Source organism: Brevundimonas pondensis, assembly GCF_017487345.1.
In the GTDB taxonomy this organism is placed as follows: domain Bacteria; phylum Pseudomonadota; class Alphaproteobacteria; order Caulobacterales; family Caulobacteraceae; genus Brevundimonas; species Brevundimonas pondensis.
The window spans coordinates 1,103,703-1,117,482 of sequence record NZ_CP062006.1 but is presented as its reverse complement, the minus strand read 5'-3'; the positions used below and the strand labels follow the sequence as shown (position 1 = coordinate 1,117,482).

General features: G+C 66.1%; 18 protein-coding genes and 1 tRNA gene. 12 read left to right on the top strand and 7 right to left on the bottom strand.

Annotation, left to right across the window (positions count from 1 at the left end; all coding sequences use genetic code 11):
• Positions 1-25: 25 nt before the first annotated feature.
• The 4 genes from IFE19_RS05585 to IFE19_RS05570 form a co-directional block, all read right to left on the bottom strand.
• Positions 26-682, bottom strand: a complete 657-nt coding sequence (locus IFE19_RS05585) for a DedA family protein (RefSeq protein ID WP_207826266.1) — start codon at positions 680-682, stop codon at positions 26-28.
• Between the two features lie 102 nt (positions 683-784).
• Positions 785-1,390: a hypothetical protein gene (locus tag IFE19_RS05580; RefSeq protein ID WP_207826265.1), complete on the bottom strand. Its 606-nt coding sequence runs from the start codon at positions 1,388-1,390 to the stop codon at positions 785-787.
• 62 nt (positions 1,391-1,452) lie between these two features.
• A complete protein-coding gene (gene msrB / locus IFE19_RS05575; protein ID WP_207826263.1) occupies positions 1,453-1,944 on the bottom strand; it encodes a peptide-methionine (R)-S-oxide reductase MsrB in 492 nt (163 codons plus the stop codon).
• Between the two features lie 144 nt (positions 1,945-2,088).
• Positions 2,089-3,567: a hypothetical protein gene (locus IFE19_RS05570; RefSeq protein ID WP_207826262.1), complete on the bottom strand. Its 1,479-nt coding sequence runs from the start codon at positions 3,565-3,567 to the stop codon at positions 2,089-2,091.
• 176 nt (positions 3,568-3,743) lie between these two features.
• Between IFE19_RS05570 and IFE19_RS05565 the strand changes: the two genes are divergently transcribed.
• The gene (locus IFE19_RS05565) at positions 3,744-4,148 is read left to right on the top strand and encodes a DUF805 domain-containing protein (protein ID WP_207826261.1); all 405 of its coding nucleotides are present in this window, start codon (positions 3,744-3,746) and stop codon (positions 4,146-4,148) included.
• Here IFE19_RS05565 and lipB read toward each other — a convergent pair.
• Positions 4,124-4,840, bottom strand: coding sequence for a lipoyl(octanoyl) transferase LipB (lipB, locus tag IFE19_RS05560; protein ID WP_207826260.1), 717 nt, complete (start codon positions 4,838-4,840; stop codon positions 4,124-4,126). The genes IFE19_RS05565 and lipB overlap by 25 nt on opposite strands.
• A 9-nt stretch (positions 4,841-4,849) precedes the next feature.
• On the opposite strand from lipB, the gene IFE19_RS05555 reads away from it, so the two are divergent.
• The 7 genes from IFE19_RS05555 to IFE19_RS05525 all read left to right on the top strand — a co-directional run bounded on the left by IFE19_RS05555 (position 4,850) and on the right by IFE19_RS05525 (position 9,991).
• A complete protein-coding gene (locus tag IFE19_RS05555) occupies positions 4,850-5,155 on the top strand; it encodes a FliM/FliN family flagellar motor switch protein (RefSeq protein ID WP_207826259.1) in 306 nt (101 codons plus the stop codon).
• A gap of 233 nt (positions 5,156-5,388) precedes the next feature.
• Positions 5,389-5,473, top strand: a tRNA-Leu gene (locus tag IFE19_RS05550).
• A 59-nt stretch (positions 5,474-5,532) separates the two neighbouring features.
• Positions 5,533-6,948, top strand: a complete 1,416-nt coding sequence (gene mgtE, locus IFE19_RS05545) for a magnesium transporter (protein WP_207826258.1) — start codon at positions 5,533-5,535, stop codon at positions 6,946-6,948.
• 23 nt (positions 6,949-6,971) lie between these two features.
• Positions 6,972-7,820, top strand: a complete 849-nt coding sequence (locus IFE19_RS05540; RefSeq protein ID WP_207826257.1) for a lysozyme — start codon at positions 6,972-6,974, stop codon at positions 7,818-7,820.
• A gap of 42 nt (positions 7,821-7,862) precedes the next feature.
• Complete coding sequence (locus IFE19_RS05535) at positions 7,863-9,029, top strand: isovaleryl-CoA dehydrogenase (protein WP_207827430.1); 1,167 nt, start codon at positions 7,863-7,865, stop codon at positions 9,027-9,029.
• 53 nt (positions 9,030-9,082) lie between these two features.
• Complete coding sequence (locus IFE19_RS05530) at positions 9,083-9,271, top strand: DUF3008 family protein (protein ID WP_207826256.1); 189 nt, start codon at positions 9,083-9,085, stop codon at positions 9,269-9,271.
• Positions 9,272-9,352: 81 nt separating this feature from the next.
• Entirely contained in the window at positions 9,353-9,991 is a 639-nt protein-coding gene (locus IFE19_RS05525; protein ID WP_207826255.1) for an exopolysaccharide biosynthesis protein, read from the top strand.
• Between the two features lie 286 nt (positions 9,992-10,277).
• Here IFE19_RS05525 and flaF read toward each other — a convergent pair whose 3' ends face one another.
• Entirely contained in the window at positions 10,278-10,640 is a 363-nt protein-coding gene (gene flaF / locus IFE19_RS05520) for a flagellar biosynthesis regulator FlaF (RefSeq protein ID WP_207826253.1), read from the bottom strand.
• Positions 10,600-11,025 (bottom strand): flagellar biosynthesis repressor FlbT, encoded by a 426-nt coding sequence (gene flbT / locus IFE19_RS05515; RefSeq protein ID WP_207826252.1) that lies wholly within the window; start codon positions 11,023-11,025, stop codon positions 10,600-10,602. The genes flaF and flbT overlap by 41 nt, the downstream gene beginning before the upstream one ends.
• A gap of 175 nt (positions 11,026-11,200) precedes the next feature.
• Here flbT and IFE19_RS05510 point away from each other — a divergent pair, with 175 nt between their 5' ends.
• The 4 genes from IFE19_RS05510 to IFE19_RS05495 all read left to right on the top strand — a co-directional run bounded on the left by IFE19_RS05510 (position 11,201) and on the right by IFE19_RS05495 (position 13,763).
• Positions 11,201-11,635: a hypothetical protein gene (locus IFE19_RS05510; RefSeq protein ID WP_207826251.1), complete on the top strand. Its 435-nt coding sequence runs from the start codon at positions 11,201-11,203 to the stop codon at positions 11,633-11,635.
• On the top strand, positions 11,632-11,838 hold the full coding sequence (locus tag IFE19_RS05505) for a hypothetical protein (RefSeq protein WP_207826250.1): 207 nt from the start codon (positions 11,632-11,634) through the stop codon (positions 11,836-11,838). The genes IFE19_RS05510 and IFE19_RS05505 overlap by 4 nt, the downstream gene beginning before the upstream one ends.
• Positions 11,839-11,908: 70 nt before the next feature.
• Positions 11,909-12,769 (top strand): AAA family ATPase, encoded by an 861-nt coding sequence (locus tag IFE19_RS05500; protein ID WP_207826249.1) that lies wholly within the window; start codon positions 11,909-11,911, stop codon positions 12,767-12,769.
• Positions 12,770-12,860: 91 nt separating this feature from the next.
• Complete coding sequence (locus tag IFE19_RS05495) at positions 12,861-13,763, top strand: methyltransferase type 11 (RefSeq protein WP_207826248.1); 903 nt, start codon at positions 12,861-12,863, stop codon at positions 13,761-13,763.
• Positions 13,764-13,780: the final 17 nt, after the last annotated feature.

Here is a 13,780-nt window from a genome sequence, read left to right as displayed (position 1 = left end):
TTTTTCTTGCGCTGTGTAGAGAAATCTACTCAACCGTCGCGGCCAGCAGGGCCGACCGCCTGGCCGCCCTGCCCTTCAGCCAGCGCATGGCCACCACCGCGACCACGACCACCGCGCCAAAAGCGATCAGCATCAGGGTCGGCCCATGGGCCTCGCTCATGAACTCCAGCTGCGCCAGACCCTTGGCGGCCAGATAGCCGGGCGCCAGCATGGCCAGGACCCAGACGAAGGCCGAGGTGACATTGGCCAGCTGGAACACACGCTGGCGCATCCGCAGCACGCCGACCATGACCGGCACGAAGGCGCGCAGCGGCCCGAAGAAACGGCCGATGAAGATCGAGGCCACGCCGTAGCGACGGCAGTAGAGCCGCGTCCACGCGATCTTGCGACGATGCGGCAACAGCATGGGCTGACGCAGCACGCCCGTCCCCAGCCGACGACCGATCCAGTAGGAGATGGCGTCGCCCATGACCGCGCCGATGACGCAGCCGGCGATAACGGTCAACGGATCGAGAACGCCCGCCGCCACCAGACCGCCCGCAGCGACCAGCAATCCCGTCGCCGGCACGAAGGCGCCGATGACCACCAGCGACTCGAAGAATGTGACCAACCCCAGAACGACCCCGGCCCAGACATGATGTCTGGCGATGAAATCGGCGGCCGAACTAAGCAAACTATCCATACTGGTCCTCTATCTCCCAACGCATATGGGAGATCACCGCCCCAAGGGAATGCGGCGATGGGACGCCCCGGTCAAAACCCGGAGCGGCGTGGCGCGAAGGCCTCAGTCGTCGGCTGAATCGCCCGTGCGAACAGACATGCCGACCGTGGCGGCGTCATGAGACGAGCCTGATGTCAGGCGAAGCGGGGCATAGGCCCGCCCAGGCAGGCGTTCTCGCCCCCAGGGCTCGTTCACGCCAAATGGCCGACCATAGCCCGCATAGGGATAGTCCCAGGCCGATCCATAGCCGTAATAGCTCCACGGACTATTCTTGGTCTGGCTGATGCTGAAGTTCAGCACCCCCTTCTCGCCCAGGGGCATCGACACGGTCGCCGCATAGTCGCGATAGCCGCCTGTCCCCATGCCGACGCTGACCTCGCCATGCATCTTGCGCGGTTCGAACTGGTCGCCCCAGGGATCCGTCGGCGCGCGACCAGCCGTCTCAGCCGTGCGGTCGCCGATCCAGCGAGCGATCTGTTCGTCAGTGCTGAGACCGTGCGGAGCGGCGCTCTGAACCGTGGTGCTGGGCGAGGCGTCGGTGGTGGAAGCGGCCAGCATGGCGGCCGTGGCGGCCGGCACAGCCTGCTCGCCGCGCGGCGCGGTCGTGACCACGCCCTCGGGATCCATGTTCGCCAGCAACATCGCGGCGGCGGCCAGTTCGATCATCATGCGCCCGTACTCCCGTTCAACTCTACCCTAACCGCAAATGCGGCCCCAAAACGACAATTCGCTCAGGCCGTCCCGTCGCCGCGCCCCAGGGGGTCGGGCAGAGCCTCGCCTTCGGGCACGAAGCTGAGCGCGACCGAGTTGATGCAGTAACGCAGACCGGACGGCGGCGGGCCGTCGGGGAAGACGTGGCCCTGATGACTGTCGCAGCGGGCGCAACGGGTCTCGACGCGCACCATGCCGTAGCTGTCGTCGCGGATAGCGCGGACGTGAGTCTCGTCCACCGGCACGCTGAAGCTGGGCCAGCCGGTGCCGCTCTCGAACTTGGTGGCCGACCGGAACAGCGGCAGGCCGCATTCCCGACAGCAGAAGACGCCAGCCCGCTTCTCACCCAACAGGGTGCCGCAGAAAGGCGCCTCAGTGCCATGGGCCAGCAGGACGCGCTTTTCCTCGGGCGACAGGTCGGCTTCCAGCGCCACGCGCTGGCTATCGCTCGGCGGCGTCAGATCAAAGCCCGAGGGCGAACGCAGCGGCGTAGGGGATTCGGTCTGGGTCATATGGCTAAAATAGGAAGGGCCGGACGATGTTTCCACCGTCCGGCCCCAATAGCCTCAACACGCCTTCACCACCTGAATGGGCCTCAAGTAGCCCAAAGGGCGGTAGGCCCACTCATGAAATGAGCCCGAAGGGCGGTAGGCCTATTAGAAGAGACCGCCGACCCAGGCGCGCACGGCGACTTCGTCGGTAGGATTGCCGGTGAAGGCCAGGCCCTGGGCCGGGACATGGCCCTGGTTGTTGCCGCGCTGACGCGTGGTCCAGGCCTTATGGCCGTAGCTGAGGTCCGAATAGTTGGACGGCAGACGCTGCTTCGTCGGCTCGATGAAGATCGAGTCCACGGCCGTCGCGGAACCGGCCAGTTGCACATTGGGCAGTCGGGTCAGCAGGTCGAGCGTATCCAGGCAGCCGTTGGTGCAGCCGCCGTCGACGAGGACCACGACCTTGCCCTGCACCGGGTTGGCGGCGCCGGTGTCGGCGACCGACGGACGGCCCGGCATGACGAAGGTCTGCTGACCTGCCGCCAGAGCCGCGTCAAAGGCCGCAACGATAGCCTGGGTCTGTTCGATCACCGCACCCGACTCTTGCACGAAGCGCGGGTCCGATTGCATGCGGTTCAGAGTGTCGGCGAACCACTGGCGGTTGGCGGTGGTGGCGCGATAGGTGATCTGCCCGGCTTCCGGCTGGCGGCTGACGGTGAATTCCGGCGTCCAGATGCGGTTGGCCAGGCCATAGCCGCGCGCCGTGGCGTTGATGGAATCGCCCTCGGCCCCGCGCAGGTCGATGACCAGACCCTGGGCGCCCCGCAGGGCTGCGACCTGGGCTTCAACCTGAGCGAAGAAGGCGTCCCAACCGGCGTTGTCGGCCAGCGAATTGACATGAACCCAAGGGCGACCGTCGATCTGTTCGATCGAGAGCTTGGCGGCGCCAGGCGTGAAGACCGAAGCACGGTAGGCAGCCTCCAGGTTCACAGCCGTCGCCGGTTGCGGGCTCAACGTATAGTCGCGGGTGCGACGCCCGACCTGGAATTCGCACGTCGAAGGCACGCCGCCGGCCATCGGATTGTTGCGATTCCAAAGCAGGTAGGGCGCGGTCGCCACGCGACCGGCTTCGGTCGTGAGGTCGCCCTCGAAACCATCCAGCTTGGCCTTGGCGAAGTCGGCGATCGGCTGAACGTTGCAGCTCTTGACCACGGCGCCGACCGGCGGAGCCCCGCGCACGCCTGGCTGCACATAGGAAACGACATACTGACCATTGCGCCAGGCCGTGGCCACGCCCGGCCAGCTGGTCGCGAAGAAGGCGCTGGCGCCTTCAAAGGTCGGGCTCGTGACGATGTTCGCGTCGCGGAAACCGTTGGCGTAGTAGCGCAGCAGATAGGCGTGGCTTTCGCCGCTATTGACCTGACCAGCCTTGGACAAGGCGTCCTGCAGGCCGGCGTCGATCCAACCACGGAAGGTTTCGCTGGCCGCGCCCGGCACCACTGCGGCCGGATGGTTGGCCTTCAGGGCGTCGTGCATGGCCTGAAGGTCCTGACGCGCGAGGTCGCTGAAATTCTGGGCCGAGGCGCTTCCAGCCGCGAAGGCCAGAGCGAGCACTGCCGCCGAGGCGGTAAGCAGACGTTGCATGAAGGATACTCCCAGAGGGCCGTCGAAACGCGGTTTGGCCGTGTTTAAACCCAAGAAAGGGCCGGGTTCCACCCCCGTGACGAATTGACCGCGACGCTTGGGCTGGATCACGCCGGTTTACTCATGCCGGTCAGCGCCCTAAGCGAAATGCTCACAACTCCTGGACCCGAGGCCGGATGCACCGCTTCTCAGACCTGTTCCTGACGTCCAGCGGTCGTATCGGCCGGATTTCCTTCATCCTGGGCGGGGGCGTCCTGATGGCGCTGTGGGCGACGTTCGATCTGCTGGCGCCGCTCAGAACCCGCGACCTCGCCGGCTGGATCGTCGCGGCGATCCTCCTCTACAGCGGCGCCTGCGTCCTGTCGCAGAGGCTGCACGACAGAGGGCGTTCGGGCTGGCGGAGCGGGCCGATCCTGCTGGCCGTCGCCATGGCATGGCCCCGCCCGCAGGCGCCGCTGGACTGGATCGCCGCGGTCATCCTGATCCTGGTCGCCGTCGATCTGGCCCTTCTGCCCGGACAAAAGACGTTCAACCGCCATGGCGCGCCGAGGCAGGCTCAGAGCGGCCCCTCGCCGTCCTGAACCGGACCGAAAACCCGCTCGAACGAGGCCTTCAGGGCCCCATCCGCTTCGTCCATCGTCGCCAGTACGCCGAGATCGACCAGGCTGGTGACGCCATGCTCGGTGATGCCGCAGGGCACGATGCCGCCGAAATGATCCAGGTCCGGCTCCACGTTCAGGCTGATGCCGTGGAAACTGACCCACTTGCGGACCTTGACGCCGATGGCGGCGATCTTGTCTTCGCGGCTCCAGCCCGCCCCCTTGCGCTCGACCCAGACGCCGACGCGGCCTTCGCGCATGCCGGCCTCGACGCCGAACTGGTCCAGGGCGCCGATGATCCAGTCTTCCAGGCCATGCACGAAGGCGCGCACATCCTTGCCGCGCCGGTTCAGGTCCAACATGACATAGGCCACGCGTTGACCCGGCCCGTGATAGGTGAACTGCCCGCCCCGCCCGGTGCGATGGACCGGAAAGCGATCCGGCGCCAGCAGGTCGTCATCCCTGGCCGAGACCCCCGCCGTATAAAGGGGAGGATGCTCCAGCAGCCAGACGACTTCCTCCGCCTCGCCCGCTGCGATGGCGGCGACGCGCGCCTCCATCGCGGCGACGGCGGGTTCGTAGTCGACATAGCCGGTCGAGACCGCCCAGTGCACAGGGCGACCGTCGGCGCGGATCAGAGATGTTTCGGTCAGGCTTAACGGGTCGGCAAGCATGAAGCTTCAATGTGTGTCCGAACGCGTCGGCGCAAGGGCCGCCCGTTGATTGCGAGTATCGTCTTGAGCCAGATCGAAGCCGTCGATGTCGAGATTTCGGTCGTGCTGGGCCGTTCGGTCCTGCCGATGCAACAGCTGCTGCGCATGGGTCGCGGCGCTGTGATCCCGCTTGACGCCTCCGAACGCGACGAGGTCTGGATCCTGGCCAACAATCACCCGGTGGCGCGCGGCGAGATCGAGATTCGCGACGACCGCATCGCCATCACCGTGACCCGCACCGCCGACGTCTACGACTTCATGGCCGGCGCGGCTTAATTCTTAGCCGCGCTCAAAAGGCTCCGCCTTTTCGACCCGACGCGGCTTGATGTTGGAGCCGCGGTCAGACCGCGCCACGCATCCTTGTTGAGCCGCGACCAGAAGGCTCGGCCTTCTCGACCCGACGCGGCTCTCGATGGTGAATCAGCAGGAAAAGCCGAGACTTCACCTATTTGCGCAAAACCCCCTTTTCTTTCCGTCGCCTCTCCGCTATTGCCCGCCCTCCGATGCGAGCGGTCGTGGCGGAATTGGTAGACGCGCAGCGTTGAGGTCGCTGTGGGGCAACCCGTGGAAGTTCGAGTCTTCTCGACCGCACCATCTGATCTGACAGGGCGACACTCGGCTACTACCAGGCTGATCATCGGGGAGGCAGACACGTGACCAACACGGATTCCGCCTTCCCGGCCCCTGCTCCCGAAATCGAAACCGAAGATCACGTCGCCCTCGGCGAGGACTACGCCCTGACGGCGTCCTTCGTCGAAAAGGTCGTGGACGCCGCCGACGACGGCGACGGCATGCGCCTGCGCGGCTTGCTGGAAGACCTGCACCCCGCCGACGTCGCCGACCTGATGGGTTTCCTGACGGCCGAGCACCGCGCCGTGGTGGTCCAGTGGCTGCCGCCGGATCTCCTGGCCGACACCCTGCCCGAGCTGGACGACGGCATCCGCGAGGAGGTGCTGGAACGTGTCCCTTCGGCGACCCTGGCCGAAGCCCTGCAGGAGCTGGACTCCGACGACGCCGCCGCCGTGGTCGAGGACCTGGAGGACGACCAGCGCGAAAAAGTCCTGGCCGCCATGCCCGAGGTCGATCGCGCCGCGATTGAGAGCTCGCTGGGCTACCCGGAGGATTCCGCCGGCCGTCTGATGCAGCGCGAGGTCATGGCCGCGCCGCAGTTCTGGAACGTCGGCGACACCATCGACCACGTCCGCCGCCAGGGCGAGGAACTGCCCGAGCTCTTCTTCGACATCTATGTTGTCGATCCAGTGAACCGCCCGGTCGGCGGCGTGGCGATCAGTCGCCTGCTGCGGGCGCCGCGCGAGACGCCGCTGACCGAGCTCATGGAGCCGATCAACGCCATCGACGTCGATGTCGATCAGGAAGAGGTCGCCTACATCTTCGAGAAGTACAACCTGATCTCTGCGCCCGTCGTCGATACCGGCGGGCGGCTGGTCGGTCAGCTGACGGTCGATGACATCGTTCACATCATTCAGGAAGAGAACCGCGAGGACATCCTGCGCCTGGCCGGTGTTTCCGATGAGGACCGGTCGTCGGGCGTGCTGGAGATCGTGCGCGGTCGCGTGCCCTGGCTGGGTATCAACCTGTTCACCGCCGTCCTCGGCGCCGGGGTCATCGCCTTCTTCGAGGGCACGATCCAGCAAATCGTCGCCCTGGCGGTGCTGATGCCCATCGTCTCGGCCATCGGCGGCAACGCCGGCACCCAGGCCCTGACGGTCACCGTGCGGGCCCTGGCCACGCGTGAGCTGACCTCGTCCAACGCCGCCCGCACCTTCTGGCGCGAACTGACCGTGGGCCTGGCCAACGGCCTGGTCCTGGCGCCCCTGATCGGTCTGGCGGCGGGCTTCTGGTTCCAGGAATGGCGCCTGGGCGCGGTCATCGCCGCGGCCATGATCCTGAACCTGCTGGTTGCGGCCACCGTCGGCGTCCTGACGCCCCTGACGCTGTCGAAGCTGAAGTTCGACCCGGCCGTCTCCTCGGCGGTCTTCGTGACGGCGACGACGGACTTCTTCGGCTTCCTGATCTTCCTCGGTCTGGCGACCATCGTCCTGCTCTGATCCGACGTCGTTCGGAACGCGGCTTGCTGCTTCGCCTTGCGGGCGAGCGCGCCCGTTCCGAATTGGGTCAGTCCGTGTCCGCAACAACCTCCCAGCGTCTGAAGGTGTCCCGCGAGGGCCTGCTTCTGATCAAGAGCTTCGAGGGCTTCCGCCCCCGGACCGTACGCCGTCGCGACGGGGTAGCGGTGATCGGCTATGGCCATACGAAATCCGCCCGCGCCGATGCGACCATCACCGAAGCCGAGGCCGAGTTGCTGCTGCAGTACGACCTGCTGCCCATCGTCGAGGCCATCAACAACCGCGTCTCGATTCCACTCAATCAGCACCAGTTCGACGCCCTGGCCAGTTTCATCTTCTCGGTCGGAATCCAGCGCTTTGAAGGCTCCGACGTTCTGGAGCAGTTGAACGCCGGCGCCCCCGCCCGCGCCGCCGAGGCCCTGAGCGGATGGCCCGATCGGGTTCAGCCTCCCGTCGACGCCCCCTATCGACGTCGTTCGGCCGAACGCGCCCTGTTCGACGCCGCTCCCGATCAACCCGCTCCGCTCGACATGCTGTTGACCGCGCCGGTCCGCGGGGCGGATTCGCGGACCGAGGCTCCTGACGACGGCGCGCCCGCCACGATTCAGGTCTTGCGTCATGAAAGACGCGCCACGCCGACCTTGAATGACACCGGCGCCGTCGTCTTCATCGGCGGGATCGGTCTGCTGGCCTTCGCCGCCGGCGTCGCCGCCTTCCGCCGCGTCCTGGCAGGCCAACAGGCGACGGACGGCACCGTCGTCATTGGCGGCGCGCTGGCGATCATCGGCCTGGTCTTCATCGGCGCAGCGCTCTGGAACCTGACCCGCAAGCGGAACAATAAGAGCGCCGTCTGAGGCCGCTAGGCGAAGCGCGTGCGCGATGCTACGCCTTACGGCATGAGCATTCCCTTCGCGCCCCAATCCATGGAATTCGGCCTCGGCGAGAACGCCGACGCCATTCGTGAAACCACCGCCCGCTGGGCCGCCGACCGGCTGGCCCCCCTGGCCGCCGAAATCGACGAGAAGAACGAGTTCAAGCGTGAGCTCTGGCCCGAAATGGGCGAGATGGGCCTGCACGGCATCACGGTCGAGGAAGAGTTCGGCGGCCTCGGCCTCGGCTACCTCGAACATGTGGTGGCGATGGAGGAAGTGTCGCGCGCCTCGGCCTCGATCGGCCTCAGCTACGGCGCCCACTCCAACCTCTGCGTCAACCAGATCCGCCGCTGGGGCACGCCCGAGCAGAAGCACAAGTATCTGCCCAAGCTGATCTCGGGCGAACACGTCGGCTCCCTGGCCATGTCGGAGGCCGGTTCGGGCTCGGACGTCATGTCGATGCGCACCCGCGCCGACAAGAAGGGCGACCGCTACGTCCTGAACGGCACCAAGTTCTGGATTACCAACGCCCCCTCGGCCGACACCCTGGTCGTCTACGCCAAGACCGACCCTGAGGCCGGCTCCAAGGGCTGCACCGCCTTCCTGGTCGAGCGCGGCATGAAGGGCTTCAGCGTCTCCAAGAAGCTGGACAAGATGGGCATGCGCGGCTCGGACACCGCCGAACTGGTGTTCGAGGACTGCGAGATCCCCGAAGAGAACGTCATGGGTCCGGTCGGCGGCGGCGCCGGCGTGCTGATGAGCGGTCTGGACTATGAACGCGCCGTCCTGTCGGCCGGTCCCCTGGGCATCATGCAGGCGGCTCTGGACGTGGTCCTGCCCTACGTCCGCGAGCGCAAGCAGTTCGGCAAGGCCATCGGCAGCTTCCAGCTGATGCAGGCCAAGGTCGCCGACATGTATGTCGCCCTGAACAGCGCCCGCGCCTATGTCTACGCCGTCGCCCGCGCCTGCGATCAGGGCAAGACCACCCGCTACGATGCAGCCGGAGCGATCCTGCTGGCCTCGGAGAACGCCGTGAAGGTCTCGCTGGAGGCCGTCCAGGCCCTGGGCGGCGCCGGCTACACCAAGGAATGGCCGGTCGAGCGCCTGGTGCGCGACGCCAAGCTCTATGACATCGGCGCTGGCACCAATGAGATCCGCCGCTTCCTGATCGGACGCGAGCTTCTGGGCTGACGGAACGACACGGCGGGCGGACGGTTTTTCTTGCTCACGCAGGAGCAACCGCCATGCCCGCCAAGTCCGCCGCCCAGCAAAAGGCCGCCGGGGCCGCCCTGTCCGCCAAGCGCGGTGAGACGCCCCGATCCAAGCTGAAGGGCGCATCGCAATCCATGATGGAATCGATGACCGAGAAGCAACTGGAAGAGCTCGCCCACACCAGGCGCAAGGGCAAGCCCGAGCACGTGACGAAACATTAAGCCGCACCTGACGCGTCAGGGATGGCGCACCGTTCGTCCCGCCCCTAACTTGGCGAACCTTCGCTCCCCGAGTCTCGCCTGATGACGCTTGTCCCCACGCCGCCGCCCGACGAGAGCCGGACGTTCTCGGACGTTCTGGAATCTTTGGGCTATGGCGAAGATCCCAAGCTCAGCCTGAGGGAGATGGTCGCAGCCTTCGGGGAACGCGGCTTTGGCGCCGTCATCCTGATGCTGTCGTTGATGGCCCTGATTCCCTGGCCACCCGGCGGCAAGGCGGTCTTTTCGGTTCCGATCATCCTGATCGCCGCCGAGTTGGCCCTGCAACGTGACAAGGTCTGGCTGCCGCGCTGGCTGATGAAGGCCTCGGTCAGCCGCGCCACCTACCAGAACGCCAGCCAGAAAATCCTGCCCCGCCTGCGTCAGGTGGAACGACTGACGCGCCCCCGTATCCCGGTCCTGACAGGTGAGGCCGCCGACGTCGTCGTCGGGATCATCTGCATCCTTCTGGCGCTGATGATGGCCCTGCCCGTGCCTTTCGGCGACGCCCTACCCGGCCTGACCCTGGCCGTCTTCGGTCTGGCCATCATTCAGCGCGACGGGATCTTCATCATCGCCGGACTGATCGGCACAGCCGTCTGCGGCGTCTATCTGGCTCTGGTGTGGACCACTGTAGTGACGATCGTCCACGGCATCGCCCACTGGATCGGCACGTTGTTCTGACCACGCTCAAGCAGCGCGTTGCGCGATCACACAACGCAATCCCATGCAAAAAGCGCCGCCGGGTCGCCCCAGCGGCGCTTCATTGTCGGACCGCAAACGGCCTGACCGCTGCCTTCCCTAAGGATCAGGCCCGGGCCTCACGCGAGGTCCAGATCGCGGCCTTCGCTCGCGATTGATGACAATGAGACACTGGCCACCTCCTTTCGACTGCTGAACAGGAAGGTCAGGCTAGGACCGGTCGCGGCCTGTCGTAAAGGCCGCTCCCGCCATCGTGATCAGCTCCGGATCAGGCCGCCTGCGCCGGACCGGCCAGCCCCTGCATGATCATGCGATTAATATCGATCAGCGTCTCGAAATCGTCCTCGCCGCGCATCACTGCCGAGCTGTGACGACTGATGAAGAGGTCCAGAGAAATGATCTGCGCCCGCAGGGCTTGCGGCATGGTGTTGGACGGTTCGCTGCAAGCCGTGGCCAGCGTCGACCACAGCCGCCGGTTCCAGTCCAGGGCGTCGATCCGGGTGGCGATGTCCGACTTGTCGACCGTGGCCGCGTGCATCAAGGCGCGCGTCACCTGGCCGAAAAGCCGGTATTCCATGTCGCGCGGGGCTTCAGCCCGCGTCGCCGCCGTCTTGTACGCTTGAAGCGACATTGCCGAGCCTTTGGTCTTCGTAATCGACGATCTTACGGGCGCCCATCAGGGCCTTGTAGTACTGCCGCGCCAGCACATGCTTGGAGCAGGTGACACATTCCGCCAGGATGTCCGGGTTGCGGATCGCCCCCATGAACTCGGTCAGACGCAGGGCGAATTCGTCATAGAATTTCGACGCCTCAGCCTCGTCCAGATACATCATCATGACGGGGAAATAGATGCGGCGCGCCGGCGTATTCACGTCCTCGGGCTGCATGATGTCCTTTTCACGCAGGACGCTAGCCTTGTTCTGCAGGACCAGAACGCCGCGCCGGTCGCCGTTCTGGACGACGGCGCCGTTCAGGACGAATTTCTCGCCGGGCTTGAGCGATAGTTTCAGCGGCAAAGGGGATCTCCGTGGCGCGCCCCAACCTGAGCGGTCGGCGGCTGAGGAACCGTAAAGCGACGTGGTTAACCATCTCTTCTCCTCAGCATGCGGGAAACTCCGCCTGCCGCTGTCGCCAAAAGATCGGAACGTCGCGCCAGCCTGCGCCGTTAGGTCTTTCAGCAAGGAGGCGCAGATGAGCAGGCCGGAAATCGATTTCGATGCTCAGGACCAGGCCGAGGTCTATGATGAGACCCACATCGATGACGAAGGCGAAGGCGAACTGTCGCTGGATGAGGCTGACGACGTTCTGGACGTCACCCAGACCGAAGGCGACGCCGACGAAGAGGCGTTCGACGAGGACGACCTCGACCTGGAACGTGATCTGGCCCTGGACGGCGTCGAGGCCGAAGCCGACGCCCTGCTCGGCGTCGATGCGATCCGCATCGGCGAGGCCGACGCCAACGGCGAGGTCGGCTCCGGCCCGGACGAGATCGAGCTGGTCTACGCCGGCCTGATGCGCAACCAGCGCGGCGCCCAGGCCAGCGCCGCCCACTGGGAGGCCAAACGCCTGTCCGACGACGACATCGAGGACCTGGGCTACGGCCCCGACACCGAGGAGAGAGCATGAGCGACCGTCACCCGACCAAGGCCCAGGAAGACGCCGATCCCAATACGCCGCCCGCCAAACCCGCTGTGCGCGAGGTCGGCAAGCCCGATCAATTGAAGGATCAGGAAAAGGAAGCGGAAAATCGTCAGGAAGCCCTGATCGATGAAGGTGTGGAGGAAACCTTCCCCGCCAGCGACCCGGTCTCGGCCAAGCGCATCACCTGACCCGGCAACCTGTTCAGGCGCGTCTTGATAAGCTACCTGCTCATCTCCCCCCGTTTGGAGCAGGTCTTTCATGAGCCGGTTCGAAGGCACGTCCAACTATATCGCCACCGACGACCTGAAGGTCGCGGTCAACGCCGCGGTGGCGCTGGAGCGCCCGCTGCTGATCAAGGGCGAGCCGGGCACCGGCAAGACGGTCCTGGCCTATGAACTGGCCCGCGCGCTGAATGCGCCCCTAATCACCTGGCACGTCAAGTCGACCACCAAGGCGCACAATGGTCTTTATGAGTACGACGCCGTCAGCCGCCTGCGCGACAGCCAACTGGGCGACGAGCGGGTCCACGACGTCCGCAACTATCTGAAGAAGGGCAAGCTGTGGGAGGCCTTCACCGCCCCCGCCCGCCCCGTCCTGCTGATCGACGAGATCGACAAGGCCGACATCGAATTCCCCAACGACCTGCTGCAGGAACTCGACCGCATGGAGTTCTACGTCCAGGAAACGGACGAGACCATCCGCGCCGAGGTCCGCCCCGTCGTCGTCATCACCTCGAACAACGAAAAGGAACTGCCGGACGCCTTCCTGCGCCGCTGCTTCTTTCACTACATCCGTTTCCCCGACGCCGAGACCATGCAGGACATCGTCGAGGTCCACTTCCCCGGCATCAAGCCGCGCCTGGTGGCCGAGGCTCTGCGGACCTTCTATGAGATCCGCGACACGCCGGGCCTGAAGAAGAAGCCCTCGACGTCGGAACTGCTGGACTGGCTGAAGCTGCTGCTGGTCGATGACGTGTCGCCGGAAACCCTGCGCGAAAAGACGCCAGGCAAGCTGATCCCGCCCCTGCACGGCGCCCTGCTGAAGAACGAGCAGGACGTGCATCTGTTCGAGCGGCTGGCCTTCCTGAACCGTCGCGAAGGCGCCCGCCCCGGCTCCTGAGACGGCCGCGCTTCCGCCGCCGTCGATTACCGCGATTTCACTGGAATAGCTGCGCCTTGCGCGCACAATCGGACCCGAACAGGAGCCGACCATGCATCATCTCCTCTGGCCCGTCTGCGCCCTCGCGCTCATGACCGCCGCCTGCGACAACGGCGGCGCGGTGCGCATCACCTCGACCTCGTCCGGCAAGGATACGGCGGGCGTGCTCAAGGTCGTCGACGCCCTGCAATGCCCACAGACCCAGGGCGTGCTGACGCGCAAGGGATCGGCCCGTGCTGACGGAAACACCTGCGTCTACAGCGGCCCGCGGGGGTCCGAAGTCACCCTGCACCTGGTGTCCCTGAACGGCGGCTCAGCACGAGACGCCCTCAAGGCCTTCGAGGACCGGCTGTCCGCCGACCTGCCAGAAGCCCTGGCCGAGGCCCGCGCCAATGAGGATCGCGCCCGTGCCGAGGCCGTTCGCGCCGAAGCCGACGCCGCCCGGGCCGAAGCCGAGGCTGAACGTGCGGGCGCCGACGCAGAGCGGGCCGCAGCCATGGCCGGAGCAGCGGCTGACGCCGCGGCGGACTCCGCCCACATCAGCGCCCCCGGCATGCGCATCGACGCACACGGCGACAAGGCCACGGTCCGCCTGCCCGGCATGCACATCGACGCCGACGGCGATCGCGCCAACATCAAGATCGGCGGCATCACCATCCGCGCCGATGACAAGAACAGTCAGGTCAAGGTCCGCTCGACCGATGAGGTCGTCAGCATCGACGCCCACGACAACACCGCCCGCATCCGCACCAGCACGCCGGGCGAGGCGGTGCGGGCCACCTTCCTGATGACCGCCGACCAGTCCTCGACCACCGGCTGGCGCGTCGTCGGCTATGAGGCGCGCGGCCCGTCCGGCGGACCCATCGTCGTCGCCACCGTGCGCGGCAAGGATCGTAACGAAAACCGTGTGTTCGAGGCCGCCAAGGCCCTGGTGACGCTGAACGTCGGGGATTAACCCCCACGAATCGCAAC

What these genes read in the sequence shown, in the direction of transcription:
- IFE19_RS05535 (WP_207827430.1), top strand. Translation starts at nt 7,863, where the DNA reads ATGAGCATTCCCTTCGCGCCCCAATCCATGGAATTCGGCCTCGGCGAG.
- IFE19_RS05565 (WP_207826261.1), top strand. Translation starts at nt 3,744, where the DNA reads ATGCACCGCTTCTCAGACCTGTTCCTGACGTCCAGCGGTCGTATCGGC.
- IFE19_RS05585 (WP_207826266.1), bottom strand. Translation starts at nt 682, where the DNA reads ATGGATAGTTTGCTTAGTTCGGCCGCCGATTTCATCGCCAGACATCAT.
- IFE19_RS05510 (WP_207826251.1), top strand. Translation starts at nt 11,201, where the DNA reads ATGAGCAGGCCGGAAATCGATTTCGATGCTCAGGACCAGGCCGAGGTC.
- msrB (WP_207826263.1), bottom strand. Translation starts at nt 1,944, where the DNA reads ATGACCCAGACCGAATCCCCTACGCCGCTGCGTTCGCCCTCGGGCTTT.
- IFE19_RS05580 (WP_207826265.1), bottom strand. Translation starts at nt 1,390, where the DNA reads ATGATGATCGAACTGGCCGCCGCCGCGATGTTGCTGGCGAACATGGAT.
- IFE19_RS05525 (WP_207826255.1), top strand. Translation starts at nt 9,353, where the DNA reads ATGACGCTTGTCCCCACGCCGCCGCCCGACGAGAGCCGGACGTTCTCG.
- IFE19_RS05495 (WP_207826248.1), top strand. Translation starts at nt 12,861, where the DNA reads ATGCATCATCTCCTCTGGCCCGTCTGCGCCCTCGCGCTCATGACCGCC.
- flaF (WP_207826253.1), bottom strand. Translation starts at nt 10,640, where the DNA reads ATGTCGCTTCAAGCGTACAAGACGGCGGCGACGCGGGCTGAAGCCCCG.
- IFE19_RS05555 (WP_207826259.1), top strand. Translation starts at nt 4,850, where the DNA reads ATGTGTGTCCGAACGCGTCGGCGCAAGGGCCGCCCGTTGATTGCGAGT.
- lipB (WP_207826260.1), bottom strand. Translation starts at nt 4,840, where the DNA reads ATGCTTGCCGACCCGTTAAGCCTGACCGAAACATCTCTGATCCGCGCC.
- IFE19_RS05570 (WP_207826262.1), bottom strand. Translation starts at nt 3,567, where the DNA reads ATGCAACGTCTGCTTACCGCCTCGGCGGCAGTGCTCGCTCTGGCCTTC.
- IFE19_RS05500 (WP_207826249.1), top strand. Translation starts at nt 11,909, where the DNA reads ATGAGCCGGTTCGAAGGCACGTCCAACTATATCGCCACCGACGACCTG.
- IFE19_RS05530 (WP_207826256.1), top strand. Translation starts at nt 9,083, where the DNA reads ATGCCCGCCAAGTCCGCCGCCCAGCAAAAGGCCGCCGGGGCCGCCCTG.
- IFE19_RS05505 (WP_207826250.1), top strand. Translation starts at nt 11,632, where the DNA reads ATGAGCGACCGTCACCCGACCAAGGCCCAGGAAGACGCCGATCCCAAT.